This window comes from Bacillota bacterium (genome assembly GCA_030019365.1).
Classification (GTDB): domain Bacteria; phylum Bacillota; class Sulfobacillia; order JACIYH01; family JACIYH01; genus JACIYH01.
Genome location: JASEFA010000001.1, coordinates 249,037 through 263,263 on the forward strand (window position 1 = coordinate 249,037; position 14,227 = coordinate 263,263).

The window sequence follows — 14,227 nt, forward strand, 5'->3', positions numbered from 1 at the left end:
AGGAGGTGGTGACGATAAGGGAGCGCACGCGGCTGTCCCTGCTGATACTCGGAGTGGTGCTGGGCATCCTGCTCGTGGTCGCGGTTGCCGCCGCATACGTCTACACCGAGTGGCTGTGGTTCAGCCACCTGGGTTACGCCGGGGTGCTCTGGCGGGTGTGGCTCTCCCGGCTGTGGGTGGGGGCGGGGGTCGGCCTGGTGTATGCCCTCTTGCTGGGAGTGAACCTGTACTGGGCGCAGCGGCAGCGCCACCTGGGGGTTCAGGAGGCATGGGGGATACCTCCCCTGCCGGCCCGCTTCGGCATGCTGGTGTGGGTGGCCAGTATCGGGGTGGGCTTCATAGCCGGTCTGTCCTCATCGGGGCAATGGCCCCTGGTGCTGTCCTACCTGAATCAGGTGGGCTTCCGCCTGGCCGACCCCCTCTTCGGGCGGGATGCGTCCTTCTACGTGTTTTCCCTGCCGTTCTTGCGGCTGGTGTACACCCTGGCTTCCACCCTGCTGGTGCTCTGCTTTCTGGGGGCTGCCGTCATCTACTTCCTGACCGGAGGGCTGGTGGGGACGGGGGGTCGCATCTCCATCGGGCGCCAGGCCAGGTGGCACCTGTCCCTCCTGGTGGTGGGATACCTCGGGCTGAAGGCGTGGGGATACTGGCTTGACCGTTACGGACTTCTTTTATCGCAGCGGGGCGCGGTGTTCGGGGCCGGGTACGCCGACGTGCACGCGGTGCTGCCCGCCCTCAACGTGCTCACCGGGCTGGCTCTCGCGGTTGCCGCGGTGGTGGTGTTCACCGCCCGCCTGCGCAATGGGCGTCCCGTCCTGGCGGCCCTGGGTTTGCTCGTGGCCGCTTCCCTGGTGGGGGGGACGATTTACCCTGCCGCCGTACAGCAGTTTAGGGTTAACCCCAATGAGCTGGAGAAGGAGAAGCCCTTCATCAGCAATGACATCAAGTTCACCCGCCTGGCCTACAACCTGGACGCCATCAAGGAGGTGCCGTTTGCCCCCCGCGATGCGCTAACCTACGAGGATCTGGTGACAGCCCCGGAAGTGGTCGAGAACATCCGCCTCTGGGATTACCAGCCCCTGAGGCAAACCTACGCCCAGCTGCAGGAGATCCGCCTGTACTACACCTTCCCCGATACCGATGTGGACCGCTATACGGTGGGCGGTCGCTACCGGCAGGTGCTGGTGGGGATGCGGGAGCTCAACCAGGCCAACCTGCCCGAAGCAGCCCGCACCTGGATCAACGAGCGCCTGAAGTATACCCACGGTTACGGCATGGTGATGAGCCCTGCCAACCGGTTCAGCGAGGAGGGGATGCCCGAGTTCTTCATCAAGGACATCCCGCCCGTTGCCACCGCGGATGTGGGGGTCAGGGAGCCCCGCATCTACTACGGGGAACTCACCAACCAGTGGGTAGTGGTGAAGACCCGCGAGAAAGAGTTCGATTACCCCCGCGGCGACGTCAACGAATGGTATACGTACGAGGGTCGGGGTGGTCTGCCCATCGGGAGCTGGCTGAACCGGCTGGCCTTCGCCGTGCGCCTGGAGAGCTACCAGCTGCTGTTCTCCGGGGCCATCGCCCCCGATAGCCGGGTGATGCTTTACCGCAACATTGCCCAGCGTACCCGGCGCATAGCGCCTTTTCTGCACCTGGACCGCGACCCCTACCCCGTGCTGCACGAGGGGCGCATCTTCTGGATCATCGATGCCTACACCACCAGCAACAGCTTCCCTTACTCCCAGCGATCGCCCGAAGGGTTCAACTACGTGCGCAACTCCGTGAAGGTGGTGGTGGACGCCTTCAACGGCGACATCACCTACTACATGTTCGACCCCACCGATCCCATCGTGCAGACCTACGGGCGCATCTTCCCCGGCCTCTTTCGACCGGCGGAAGAGATGCCGGCCGGGCTGAGGGCGCACGTCCGCTATCCGGTGGACCTCTTCCGGTGGCAGGCCAAGATGTACGCCGCGTATCACATGCAGGACCCCTTCGTCTTCTACAACCGGGAAGACCTCTGGAACGTGGCCCAGGAGATCTTCGGCAAAGATACCGTGGAGATGGAGCCTTACTATCTGATGATGGAGCTGGATCCCCGGGTCGGTCCCGAGTACATCCTGCTCCTGCCCTACACCCCCAACGAGAAGCGGAACATGATCGCCTGGATGGCGGCCCGCTGCGACGGGACCCATTACGGTCAGCTCCTGGTGTACAAGTTCCCCAAGGAGCGGCTGGTGTTCGGCCCCATGCAGATCGAGGCGCGGATCGACCAGGATGCCCGCATCTCCCAGGACCTGGCCCTGTGGGGAGCCAAGGAACTGGTATTCCGGGGCAATCTGCTGGTCATTCCTATCAAGGAGTCCATCCTGTACGTCGAACCCCTCTACCTGCAGTCTCCCGAGACCAAGCTGCCCGAGCTCAAGCGGGTAATAGTGGGCTACGGCAACGTGGTGGCCATGGAGCGCACCCTGGAGGACGCTCTACGCGCAGCCACCCTGGGGGTGACGGGACCACCGGTCGGGCCTCCCACTGGGCCCCCGGCGGTGGAGACCATCCCCGACCTGGTCAGGCGGGCCAGCGAGCTCTATCGCACGGCCCAGGAGCGGGTGGCGGCCGCCGACTGGGCCGGGTACGGTCAGGCCCTGGGGGAGCTGGGGGACGTGCTGCAGAGACTGCGCGAACTGACCGGAGGGACATCGCCGTGACGACGGGCGGAAGCGCGGGAGGGGACAGGCCCGGGATCCCGGCGCTTAAGGACGCAGTGCGGCAGGCCGTTTCCACCCGAGCCGCGGAAGTGATCGGGTTGGCCGAGGAGGTGTTCCGCCATCCCGAGCTGGGGTTCAGGGAGACCCGTACGGCCGCGCTGATCGCCGGCAAGCTGGCGGACCTCGCCCTTGAGCCCCAGCCCGGCCTGGCCATTACCGGAGTGCGGGCGGAGCTCGATTTCGGAAGGCCCGGTCCCACGGTCGCCATCTTCGGGGAACTGGACGCCGTGGTGTGCTATCAACATCCGGATGCTGACCCCCATACGGGCGCCGTGCACGCGTGCGGTCACCACGGGCAACTGGCCGCCATGTGGGGGGCTGCGGCCGGCCTCACCATACCCGAGCTGCGTCCGCATCTTTCGGGCCGGGTGGTGTTCTGGGCGGTCCCCGCCGAGGAGTACGTGGAGATCGAGTTCCGCCAGCGCCTGCGGCAGGAGGGGAAGATCTCGTTCCTCGGGGGAAAGCAGGAACTTATCGCCCGCGGGCTGCTGGACGACGTGGATCTGGCCATGCTCTGCCACGCCGACTCGGACAACCCCGGCCGCAAGGCCAAGGTGGGGGGGACCTGCAACGGCTTCATCGGGAAGCTCGCCGCCTTCGAGGGGAAGGAGGCCCATGCCGGCGGTGCGCCCCACCAGGGTGTGAATGCCCTCAACGCCGCCATCCTGGGCATCATGGGCATCCACTGCCAGCGGGAGACCTTCCGGGACGAGGATCACGTGCGGGTGCATCCCATCCTCACCCGGGGTGGGGATCTGGTCAACATCGTCCCCGCCGACGTCCGCCTGGAGACATATGTGCGGGCGGCTACCACCGAGGCCATGGCGGACGCTAACCGCAAGGTCAACCGGGCCCTCCGCGCGGGGGCGCTGGCAGTGGGGGGGCGGGTCCGCATCGAGGACATACCCGGGTACCTGCCCATGCGCAACGATCCCCAGCTCACCCGCGTGTTTGCGGACAACCTGGGCCTTCTCATCGGTCCGGAGAACATCACCTGCGAGGAGCACATGGGTGGATCGACGGACATGGGTGATGTCAGCCACCTCATGCCGGCCATTCACCCGTCCATCGGTGGCGTGGCGGGGCGGGCTCATGCCCGGGATTTCCGGGTAGTCGATCCCGAGATGGCCTACGTCGTCCCGGCGCAGGCCATGGCCATGACGGTGGTGGACCTTCTGGCCGGGGAGGCAGCCGTGGCCTCCGGCATACTGGCTGATTTCCGGTCCCTGGCAGCGGACCGGGATGAGTACGCCAGACTGTGGGACAAGCTCATTTCCCCAGAGGAGGTTCCTTAGCCGGTGGGGGATGCGGTGCGTATTGAGGAACTGCGCGGACATGTTGGTGAAGAGGTCCGCATCCAGGGCTGGCTGTACAATCTGCGCTCGAGCGGCAAGATCCATTTCCTCATCGTCCGGGATGGGTCGGGATTCGCGCAGGCGGTGGCCACCGCCTCCGACCTGGATCCGGAAACCTTTGCGCTGGCGGGCCGGCTCACCCAGGAGTCGTCGATCCGCGTGCGCGGCAAGGTGCGGGAGGACGGCCGGGCACCTGGCGGGTACGAGCTGAGCCTCACCGGGCTGGAGGTCGTGCAGTGGGCCCAGGACTACCCCATCACCCCCAAGGAGCACGGGGTGGAGTTCCTGGTGGAGCGGCGCCACCTCTGGCTGCGCACCCCGCGCCAGCAGGCCATCATGCGCATCCGCCACACGGTCATCAGCGCCATCCGGGAGTTGCTGGATAACCGGGGCTTCCTGTGCGTGGACGCCCCCATCCTCACGCCGGCGGCATGTGAGGGCACCACCACCCTCTTCCGCACTGATTACTTCGGCACCCCGGCGTACCTGAGCCAGAGCGGCCAGCTGTACAACGAGGCGACCTGCGCCGCCCTGGGCCTGGTCTACTGCTTCGGGCCCACCTTTCGGGCCGAGAAATCCAAGACCCGCCGTCACCTCATGGAGTTCTGGATGGTGGAGCCCGAGATGGCGTACTGGGATCTGAATCAGAGCATGGCCCTGGGGGAGGAGATAGTCTCCCACGTGGTGCAACGGGTGCTCACGGACCGGAGACGAGAGCTGGAGCAACTGGAGAGGGACCCTGCTCCTCTGGAGAAGGTGGTACCGCCGTTCCCGCGCATATCATACGATGAGGCCCGCGAGATCCTGTTGCGGAACGGTCGCGACCTCCCCTGGGGGGAAGATTTCGGGGCACCGGACGAGACCGTGATTTCCCAGAGCTTCGAGAGGCCGGTGCACGTGCACCGGTACCCGGCCCGGTGCAAGGCCTTCTACATGAAGAGAGATCCGGAGCGGCCGGAGGTGGCCCTGTGCGCCGACCTGCTGGCTCCGGAAGGTTACGGCGAGATTATAGGCGGTGGGCAGAGAGAGGATGACCTCGAGACGCTGGCCGCGCGGGTGCGGGAGCTGGGTCTTCCCGCCGAGAGCTACGAGTGGTACCTGGACCTGCGCCGGTACGGCAGCGTTCCCCATTCCGGCTTCGGACTGGGGATAGAGCGGACGGTGGCATGGGTATGCGGGCTGGGGCACGTGCGGGAGGCCATTCCCTTCCCGCGCATGCTCTATCACCTGACCCCGTGACGGGTGGCCCCGGGGGAGGCCGCGGTTTCCCCCCGAGAAGCGCTCCGTCTCTCCTCCAAGGCCAGCGAGGGCGGGCTGTTTCCTGGGGCTGGGCAGGAGGTCGGATAAAATGCGGGAGATCGGGGAGTTGCTCCGGCAAACCCGGGAAGAAAAGGGACTGTCCCTGAAAGACGCGCAGGTTGAAACCAAGATCCGCACCCGGTACCTGGAAGCCCTCGAGCGCGGGGACGAGACCGTGGTGCCGGGAGAAGTGTACTTCCGGGGGTTCCTGCGTACCTATGCCAACTTCCTGGGCCTGGACGGTCAGGAACTGGCGTCACGCTACCGTGCCCTCAAGGAGGCGGAACGGGCCAGCCAGGCACCGCCCCCGGCCGCTCCCCGCAAGGTCGCCCGTTTCCCTCGCGCGTTGCCCGTCACGGCACTCGTCCTGTTCCTTCTGGCGGCGCTTTTCGTGGCGTGGTGGGCCTGGCAATCGGGGCTGCTACCCACCGGTGCCCTTCCTTCCCGCGAGGGACCGCCGGCGCCCGGCCCCGCGCCGGGTCCCACTGAGCCGGGCGGTCCGGGGACGCCTGCGCCCGGCGGTGCCGCGCCTGGGGGCCCCGGAACTACGCCCGGCGTGCCCGGAGGTGGACCTGGTGGTGCTCCGGGCGTGACCCTGGAAGAGGTGCCCGGGCCGCGCGGGGTGGTGACCCTGAATGTCCAGGGGGCTTCTTCCCTCGAAGTGAAGGCCTCCTTCCGCGACCGCTGCTGGGTGCGGGTGACCGCAGACGGCCTGGTGCGGGAGGAGACCACCTATACATCCGGGCAGGAGAAGCTGTGGCGAGCCCAGGCCAGCCTCAAGCTGCGGGCGGGGAACGCCGGTGCCATCGTGCTCAGTGTCAACGGGGTGCCCGTGGGGGAGCTGGGCGGAGCGGGAGACGTCGTCGACGTCATCGTCCAGGTCGCCCGCTAGCCGGAACATACCCGGCCGCCCGCATCCATATCTTCGTCCGGGGGGCTCCTTGATCCGGTTCCGGTACTGTGCACTTGTGCTGGCGGTGTTGTTGGGCTCCATACTTGTCTGTAACCAGCCGCACCCCCGCCCGGTCGGAGCGGAGGGTTACGAGGAGTACGGCCTCCATGGTGGCCCGGGCTGGAGTGAGGATCGGGGCGAGGGCTGGGGCGAGGACTGGGGCGAGGTGCCCGCCCTGGTGGAGCCGCCCGTCAGCGCGGAGCGGCCCCGCCTGGACTGCCGGGCTGCCGTGCTCATGGAATGGACCACTGGGGCCGTCCTCTATGCCCTCCGTGCCACGGAAGAACGGGACCCCGCCAGCCTCACCAAGATCATGACCGCCGTGGTGGCCATCGAGCAGGGTTCCCTGCCCGAACCGGTGAGGATATCCGCCGATGCCGCCTGGATGCCCGGATCGGTGATGGGCCTGCGGGAAGGTCAGGAGTATACTCTGAGGGACCTGCTGTACGGGCTGCTCCTGGAATCGGGCAATGATGCCGCCGTGGCCATCGCCCAGCACATAGCGGGGAGCGAGCAGGACTTCGCCCGTCTCATGACGGAAAAGGCCCGGGGCCTGGGTGCCATTTCCACCAGGTTTCGGAACCCCCACGGCCTGACCGAACCCGGGCATTGCAGCACAGCCTACGACCTGGCTCTCATCACCAGGTACGCCTTGACCCTGCCCCTGTTCGCCGAGATGGTGGCCACGGTGCAAAAGCAGGTGGCCGACCTGGGCGATCCCTCGTCAACGGGTACCCTGTACAATACCAACCGGCTGCTGGGTGTGTACCCCGGCATGGAGGGGGGGAAGACGGGCACCACCGCTGCCGCCGGTGCCTGCCTGATCACCTCCACCATGCGCGATGGCATGCGCCTCATCAGCGTGGTCCTCGATTCCGCCGACCGGTGGGGAGACACCCGTCGCCTCCTGGACTGGGGGTTTGCCAACTTCACCCTGGTCGAACGGGGGCACGCGGGAGAGTACTACCGGAGTATCCCCGTGGCGGGAGGTGCTGCGCGCTCGGTCGACCTGGTACTCTCTCGAGACCTGGTGGCGGTCATCCACAAGTCAGAATCGAACAGGGTGCGATTGCTTGAGGAACTGGCGAGACGCGCCCTGAGTCCGGTGCGGCGGGGCCAGCCCCTGGGGAAGCTCATCATCCTCGCTGGTGAGCGGCAGGCGGCCGAGGTGATACTGGTGGCCCGGGAACCGGTTCCCCGGGCCACCCCGTTCTGGCTGATATGGAAATGCTTTCTTCCGGCCCTCCGCTGGCTGCACGCGGCTGGCCTGACGTGAGCCAGGAGCGTTGATGGATGGAGGGCTGACTGCCATAATGAAGGCGTTCCATTCGAGTGGGCGGGATGGAGAGGGGGACGATCTTGTCTCAGCAGGGTGGAGGCGGGGACGGGGTGAAGCTGGCGGTTTGTGGTAAGGGCGGGGTGGGGAAGACCACCGTGGCGGCCTTGCTGGCAGAGGTGTACGCTCGCCGGGGGTACCGGGTGCTGGCCGTGGACGCCGACCCTGACGCTAACCTGGGGCTGGCCCTGGGGTTCGCCCCCGAGGAGCTGGCCCGGGTGGTGCCGGTGGCAGCCATGGACGAGCTCATAGCCGAGCGCACCGGAGCGCGCCCCGGGTCGGTGGGGGGCTGGTTTGCCCTCAACCCCAAGGTGGACGACCTCCCCGAGCGACTGGGGCTGGAGCGCGATCACATCAGGCTGCTGGTCATGGGCGGAGTGAAGCCGGCTGGCAGCGGGTGCGCCTGCCCCGAAAACGCGCTCCTGCAGGCCCTGCTCCGTCACCTGGTCCTGCAGAGGAATGACACCGTGGTAGTGGACCTGGAGGCGGGACTGGAGCACGTGGGTCGCGGGACGGCCCGGGGCGTGGACGCCTTCCTGGTGGTGGTAGAACCCGGGCGGCGCAGCTTCCAGACGGCACGGGCGGTGGCGGCGGCTGCCCGCGCCCTGGGGGTGAAGCGCGTGCTCGGGGTGGCCAACAAGGTTCGGCCTGGAGAAGAGGAAATCGTGCGGGCGGGGCTGGAGGAGGAGATGAAGGCCCACGGTCTGGCCCCTGTTCCTCTGGTGGCTGTTTTCCCCTACGAGCTGGAAGCGGTGAAAGCCGATGCCGAGGGCCGTCCGGTGTACGAGATGTGCCCGAAACTGCGGCGGGTGGCGGAGAACCTGTTCGGGGTGTTGCAGCAGGAACTGGCTCGGCTGTAGAATGGCGGTGTACCCGGCTGCAATTATGTTGATGGAGGGTTACGCCACATGGGAGATGCTGCGTACGTCTATGGACCCACCTTTGAAGAGATGCTGCACCCGGCGCGGATACCGGCGGATGTCAGGGCGCGGGCGCTGGCCGGCCGGCAGGAGGATCCCCTCGATCCCATCAACCTGTTCAACATCAGCTGGAAGGATGCCGGAGGCAGGGTCCGCTATGTGGTGATGGATCCCCATCTCACGGGAGTCGACACCAGCATCGTGGTGCTTTACGGCAAGGACTTTCCCACCGGCAGCCATAAAGTGGGCGCCACCTACTCCGTGGCCATGGAGAAGCAACTCGCGGGGGAAATCGTGCCGGGGAAGCACACCCTGGTGTGGCCCTCCACGGGGAACTACGGCATCGGCGGGGCCTGGGTGGGACCTCGCCTGGGTTACGATTCCCTGGTCATCCTGCCGGCCGAGATGAGCCAGGAGCGCTTCGACCTCATCACCCACTACGGGGCCCGTTACATCAAGACTCCCGGGTGCGAAAGCAACGTCAAGGAGATCTACGACCGGTGCAAGGAGCTGGCTGTTCAACCCGGGGTCAGGATCCTCAACCAGTTCGCGGAGATGGCCAACTACCGCTTTCACTATTTCGTCACCGGCAACAGCATCCTGGAGGCGGTGGCCGACCTCAAGGGCCAGGGCCTGGGTGACGGTCGGGTGGCCGCCTTCGTGTCGGCCATGGGGTCGGCGGGCACCATCGCGGCCGGAGACCGTCTGAAGCAGGTCTTTCCGGACTGTCGCATCGTGGGGCTCGAGCCCATCCAGTGCCCCACCCTGTTCCTGAACGGGTACGGGGGCCACGACATTCAGGGTATCGGGGACAAGCATGCGACCTGGATACACAACGTGCTCAACATGGACGCCCTGATGTGCATCGACGACATGGAGTGCAAGAAGGGGCTGCAACTGCTGAGCGACCCAGCGGGGGGAGAATACCTGGTGGAGGCGGGGGTGGACCCGGACCACGTCCGGCAGATTTCCAGCCTCTTCGGCATCTCGGGGGTATGCAACCTGCTGGGGGCCATCAAGGCGGCGAAGCTCTACGGCCTGGGCCCCCGCGATATCGTGGTCACCATCGCCACCGACAGCATCGACCGCTACCACAGCGTGATGGCGGACATGGCGCGCCGTTACGGACCTGTAGACCGCACCCGGGCGGCAGTGTACCTGGAGAGCATCTTCCACGGTGTGAAGCTGGACTGGATCCAGGAGGGCACCCGGCATAACCGCCAGCGCTGGTTCAACCTCAAGTACTACACCTGGGTGGAACAGCAGGGCAAGACGGTCGAAGAACTCAACGCCCAGCGCGACCCGGCCTGGTGGGCCGCCCACCAGGAGAAGGTGGCCGAGTTCGATCGCCTGCTGCGCCAGGCCCGCGGCTTCTGACCGTTACCTGCCGGACCCCGTGCTCGTGTCCAGGGGCGGGGGCGGCTGCATCAGTTCGCCCAGCCGCACCATTTCCAGGCCCTTGGCGCGGATGCCCTGGACGATGGCGGGTAGGGCGCCGGGGGTGCCGGGGGCACTGTCGGAAGCGTGCATGAGGATGATATCGCCCTGCTTGACCCGGCTCAGGATGCGTTTGGCGATCTCGTCGCTGTTGAGGCGTTTCCAGTCGAGGGAGTCGAGGCTCCAGATCACCGTCACGTACCCAAGTTCGGTGGCGGTCTGGATCACCAAGTCGTTGAAGTCACCGTTCGGAGGCCGGAAGAAGCGGGGCTGCTGGCCGGTGAGCTCCACCAGGATCTGGTGGGTGCGCCGGATGTTGTCGGTGATGAACTCGCGGCTGTACCCGGAGAGGTTGACGTGCTCGTAGCCGTGGGAGGCGATCTCGTGCCCCTCGCCGGCGATGCGCTTCACCAGGTCGGGGTAAGACCGCGCCCAGGGGCCTGACAGGAAGAAGGTGGCCCTGACCCCCTCCGCCTTGAGGGCGTCCAGCACCCGGGGCGGCATTTCCTGGCCCCAGCTGATATCGAAGGTGAGCGCCACCCTTTTCTCCCGGGTCACCGCCCGGTAGACGGGCATCAGCCGGCCGCTGACGAGCAGGTGCCGCCTGGCACTCACCAGATAACCGGTCGCCATCATGGCCACGATGAGGATGCCGGCCAGGATCAACCTGCGCCTGCCCCGGCGGGTGATCGTCACCAGGAGCACGGCCACCACCCCCGCAACGCCCCTTCATTGTTACCTATTAGGGTCGCGTCGGGACTATTCATCGGTTGCGCGGTGGTATGGCCGTGCGGTATTCTTATTGTTGTCTCCATAACGGGGGGAGGCGCTCACGACGGCTCAGCCGCCGCCACCACCCGTGAAAAGAGGGGGGCACCTCGCGTTGCTGGACAAGAAGGGCCGGCTTTTCGGGAAGATCAGCGTCGTCGACCTGGCCATCATCATCATCCTGCTGGCCGTGGCGGCGCGTTTCGCATACGCTGAGCTGGGTGCCCGGGTGGGGCGGAGCATCGCGGAGCGGGAGCACACCATCGAGGTGACGTTCCTGGTGCCCGCCATCCGCCCCACGACCGTGGACGCCATCCGGCAGAGCAAGGCCGTGTTCGAGTTCAAGACCGGCGCATACGTGGGCGACGTGGTCAAGGTGGAGACCGAACCTGCGGATGTACTTCTCCTCCTGGGCCAGGAGGTGTGGGCGCAAGTGCAGTCACCCAACCGGGTCAACGCCCTGGTCACGGTGCGGGGCAGGGCCCGCATCGGCGAAAACGTGATCACCATGGGCGGGGTGGAGATCAGGGTGGGGGCGTCCGTAGGGCTGAAGTCCAAGTGGGCGGCATTTCAGAGCAACGTGCTCACCATCAACACTGAGGTGGCAGGAGAACAGCCGTGAGCGCACGCGCCCTGCCGGCGGAGCGCCTGGTTGCTTCCTGGGCGGAACGGGCCGGCGACCGCCTGGCCGGACGGGTCGATGCTGCCTGGACGTGGCTCGAGTCTGCCTGGGCGGGCAGCCTGGCCGGGAAGACCGCGCGGCGGCTGGTGATTCTGGGACGGGAGGTCGCGTCGGTCAGCACGCTGGCAGGATGGGCCACCAGGGTCTGGACCCTCGTGCTCCCCCCGTGCTCGCCGCTCCGATGGCAGACCTGGCTGGGGATCGGCCTGGGGACGGCAGCCCTGCTACCCACCGAGGTGCCTCTGGGGCTCTTGTTCCTGTTGCTGCCCTTCTGGCTCCGGGACCGGGTCAGGGAACGGCTGAGGGACCGGCCGGCACGGGGCGGTGCCGACCTGCAAGGGGCTGGTGCGGGGTCGGGGGGTCTTCCACTTGGTGCCGTGACGGGCCGCGGGCTCCCGCCGTGGGTGCTGGTGTCGTTCTTCGCCTTCCTCGCTATGGTGGCGGGTGCCGTGCCCGGCTCGGTGCGTGCCCGGGACAGCCTGGTCGAGTTCGTGTTTTGGGTCGGGTACGCCCTGGTTTTCCTCCTGGCGGCGGATGCCGCCCTGCGGGGCCGGGGGGAAGAGGTGGTGTGGCCCCTCCTGGCCCTGGCCTCCCTGGCCGGGGTGGTGGGGATCTGGCAGTACGTCAGTGGATGGACGCCGCCCCAATCCTGGGTGGACCCCCGCTTCGAGGGGGAAATCACGCGGGTCGTGGGTACCTTCACCAACCCGACTTTCTTTGCCGAGATGATGGGCCTGGCCCTGCCCGTGACGGTGGCCCTGGCCGTGGCGCGGCGGCCCTGGCGGGAGAGGATGGTGCTGGGTGGGTTCGCCCTGCTGCAGGCGGGCGGGATGCTGCTCTCGTTCAGCCGGGGAGGCTGGCTGGGGCTGGCGATCTCCCTGGCGGTGCTGACCGTCCTGTACGACCGCCGTTTGCTCGTGCTGGGGATCGTCCTGGTGCTGGCGGCGCCCCACGTGCTGCCTCCGGTGCTGGTGGAGAGGTTCGCCTCCTCTTTCTCCCTCGAAGACACCTCCAACAGCTATCGCGTTTTCATCTGGCGGGGGTCGTGGGCCCTCGCCCGCGCCTATCTCTGGACCGGTACCGGCCTGGGGGCCGACAGCTTCGTCTACACCTACCCCGAATACATGATCATTCAGACCCCTGCCCCCCACGCCCATAGCACTTTCCTGGAGATGCTGGTGGAGCTGGGCGTGCCGGGATTGGCGGCGCTGCTGTGGTTCCTGCTCATGTGGGCGTGGGAGGTCGGGAAGGGGGTGCGCCGCTTCACAGCGACGACCGCCCTGGGGGCGGGCATCCTGGCTACGGTGGCCGGCCACCTCCTGCACGGCCTGGTGGAGTTCACCTGGTACAGCCCCCGCATCACCCTGGTTTTCTGGGCCCTGCTGGGCCTGGCCCTGGGTGCCGCCCGGTGCACCCCCGCCCGGGGCGCCGCGGCGGCGACGGGCGCTTACGATCGGGACAGGATGGTGGCGGTGGTGCGCGGGAGCAGGCCGGGGCGGGTGCGCGGGAGCAGGCCAGGATGACCCGTGCCTGTGAGCAGGGCGGCGAGCGGATGAGAGTCCTGCACATCATAACCGACACCAATGTGGGCGGCGCCGGACGCTACCTCCTGAACCTGCTGGGGTCGCGTGCCTTTGCCGGCCTGGACGTGACGGTGGCGTGCCCGCAGGGGGAACTGGCCCGGCGCGTCGATGCCCTGGGTGTGAGCCGGATGGAGGTTTCCGGCCGGGATGTTTCCTGGTCCTGGCCGCTCCTCCGGGAACTGCACGCGGCTATCCGGCGCCTGCGCCCCCACGTGGTACATACCCATGCCAGCCTGGCAGGCAGGGTGGCGGCGCGCCTCGGCGGGGTGCCTGTGGTTTACACCAAGCACAACGTGGTGCGCATCCCCACCGCCGCGGGGGTGGTGCCGCCGGCAGCGGGTCCGGCGAAGCGCCTCTTCAACCGCTGGTCGGGCCGCCTGCTGGCCGACCGCGTCATCGCCGTGTCCGGTGCCGTAGGCATGCAGCTGGCAGAGGCGGGGTTTGACCCCCGCCGGGTGGTGACCATCCCCAACGGCATCGACCTGCGCCCCTTCGTTGGAGTCGAGGCCCGCCGGGAACGGCCGTTGGGATACCGGGTGGGGACGGCCGCCCGCCTGACCTACCAGAAGGGGCTGGACATCCTCATCGAGGCGGCCGCCCGGGTGGTGGCCGGAGAACCGCGAGCGCGCTTCGTGATCGGGGGAGAGGGCCCCGAGCGCCCCCGCCTGGAGGAGATGATCCGGGCCCGCGGCCTGGAGGGCCGGGTCACGCTGGCCGGCTTCGTGCAGGACGTGCCCGCGTTCCTGGCCGGCCTGGACATATACGTGCTCTCCTCGCGTTATGAGGGATTGCCTCTGGCCACCCTGGAGGCCATGGCCGCAGCACTCCCGGTGGTGGCCACGGACGTGGGCGGGGTAGCAGAGGCAGTGGTCGATGGGGTCACCGGCCTGCTGGTGCCTCCCGGGGACGCAGCTGCCCTGGCCGCGGCCATCCTGGCCCTGTTGCGTGACCCCGAGCGGGTGCGGTCCCTGGGCCGGGCGGGACGGCAGCGCGTGGAGGCCCAGTTCGACTGCGAACTGATGGCCGCCCGCGTGGTCGATGTGTACCGGCAGGCCGCGGTCCATATGTAGCGCAAGAACTCCCTTGCGACGATACCGTCGGCGGTTTGGGGCGGGAAGATATCCTGGCGG

General features: G+C 67.5%; 11 protein-coding genes. 10 read left to right on the top strand and 1 reads right to left on the bottom strand.

Features of this window, described 5'->3' with window-relative positions; translation table 11 throughout:
- Positions 1–8: 8 nt before the first annotated feature.
- The 7 genes from QME70_01120 to QME70_01150 all read left to right on the top strand — a co-directional run bounded on the left by QME70_01120 (position 9) and on the right by QME70_01150 (position 10,004).
- The gene (locus QME70_01120; protein ID MDI6893209.1) at positions 9–2,705 is read left to right on the top strand and encodes a UPF0182 family protein; all 2,697 of its coding nucleotides are present in this window, start codon (positions 9–11) and stop codon (positions 2,703–2,705) included.
- On the top strand, positions 2,702–4,060 hold the full coding sequence (locus tag QME70_01125; protein MDI6893210.1) for an amidohydrolase: 1,359 nt from the start codon (positions 2,702–2,704) through the stop codon (positions 4,058–4,060). The genes QME70_01120 and QME70_01125 overlap by 4 nt, the downstream gene beginning before the upstream one ends.
- A gap of 3 nt (positions 4,061–4,063) precedes the next feature.
- Complete coding sequence (gene asnS / locus QME70_01130) at positions 4,064–5,359, top strand: asparagine--tRNA ligase (protein ID MDI6893211.1); 1,296 nt, start codon at positions 4,064–4,066, stop codon at positions 5,357–5,359.
- A 109-nt stretch (positions 5,360–5,468) separates the two neighbouring features.
- A complete protein-coding gene (locus QME70_01135; GenBank protein ID MDI6893212.1) occupies positions 5,469–6,311 on the top strand; it encodes a DUF4115 domain-containing protein in 843 nt (280 codons plus the stop codon).
- Between the two features lie 49 nt (positions 6,312–6,360).
- On the top strand, positions 6,361–7,647 hold the full coding sequence (locus QME70_01140) for a D-alanyl-D-alanine carboxypeptidase family protein (GenBank protein ID MDI6893213.1): 1,287 nt from the start codon (positions 6,361–6,363) through the stop codon (positions 7,645–7,647).
- A gap of 83 nt (positions 7,648–7,730) precedes the next feature.
- On the top strand, positions 7,731–8,567 hold the full coding sequence (locus tag QME70_01145; GenBank protein MDI6893214.1) for an AAA family ATPase: 837 nt from the start codon (positions 7,731–7,733) through the stop codon (positions 8,565–8,567).
- Between the two features lie 48 nt (positions 8,568–8,615).
- Complete coding sequence (locus QME70_01150; protein ID MDI6893215.1) at positions 8,616–10,004, top strand: pyridoxal-phosphate dependent enzyme; 1,389 nt, start codon at positions 8,616–8,618, stop codon at positions 10,002–10,004.
- A gap of 3 nt (positions 10,005–10,007) precedes the next feature.
- Here the strand turns inward: QME70_01150 and QME70_01155 are convergent, their stop codons facing one another.
- Positions 10,008–10,769, bottom strand: a complete 762-nt coding sequence (locus tag QME70_01155) for a polysaccharide deacetylase family protein (protein ID MDI6893216.1) — start codon at positions 10,767–10,769, stop codon at positions 10,008–10,010.
- A gap of 178 nt (positions 10,770–10,947) precedes the next feature.
- On the opposite strand from QME70_01155, the gene QME70_01160 reads away from it, so the two are divergent.
- From QME70_01160 to QME70_01170, 3 genes are read left to right on the top strand one after another with little or no spacing between them, the layout of a single operon-like run.
- Positions 10,948–11,454: a DUF4330 domain-containing protein gene (locus QME70_01160; GenBank protein MDI6893217.1), complete on the top strand. Its 507-nt coding sequence runs from the start codon at positions 10,948–10,950 to the stop codon at positions 11,452–11,454.
- Positions 11,451–13,037 (top strand): O-antigen ligase family protein, encoded by a 1,587-nt coding sequence (locus tag QME70_01165; GenBank protein MDI6893218.1) that lies wholly within the window; start codon positions 11,451–11,453, stop codon positions 13,035–13,037. Before QME70_01160 ends, QME70_01165 begins: the two co-directional genes overlap by 4 nt.
- Positions 13,034–14,167: a glycosyltransferase gene (locus QME70_01170; GenBank protein MDI6893219.1), complete on the top strand. Its 1,134-nt coding sequence runs from the start codon at positions 13,034–13,036 to the stop codon at positions 14,165–14,167. Before QME70_01165 ends, QME70_01170 begins: the two co-directional genes overlap by 4 nt.
- Positions 14,168–14,227 lie beyond the last annotated feature (60 nt).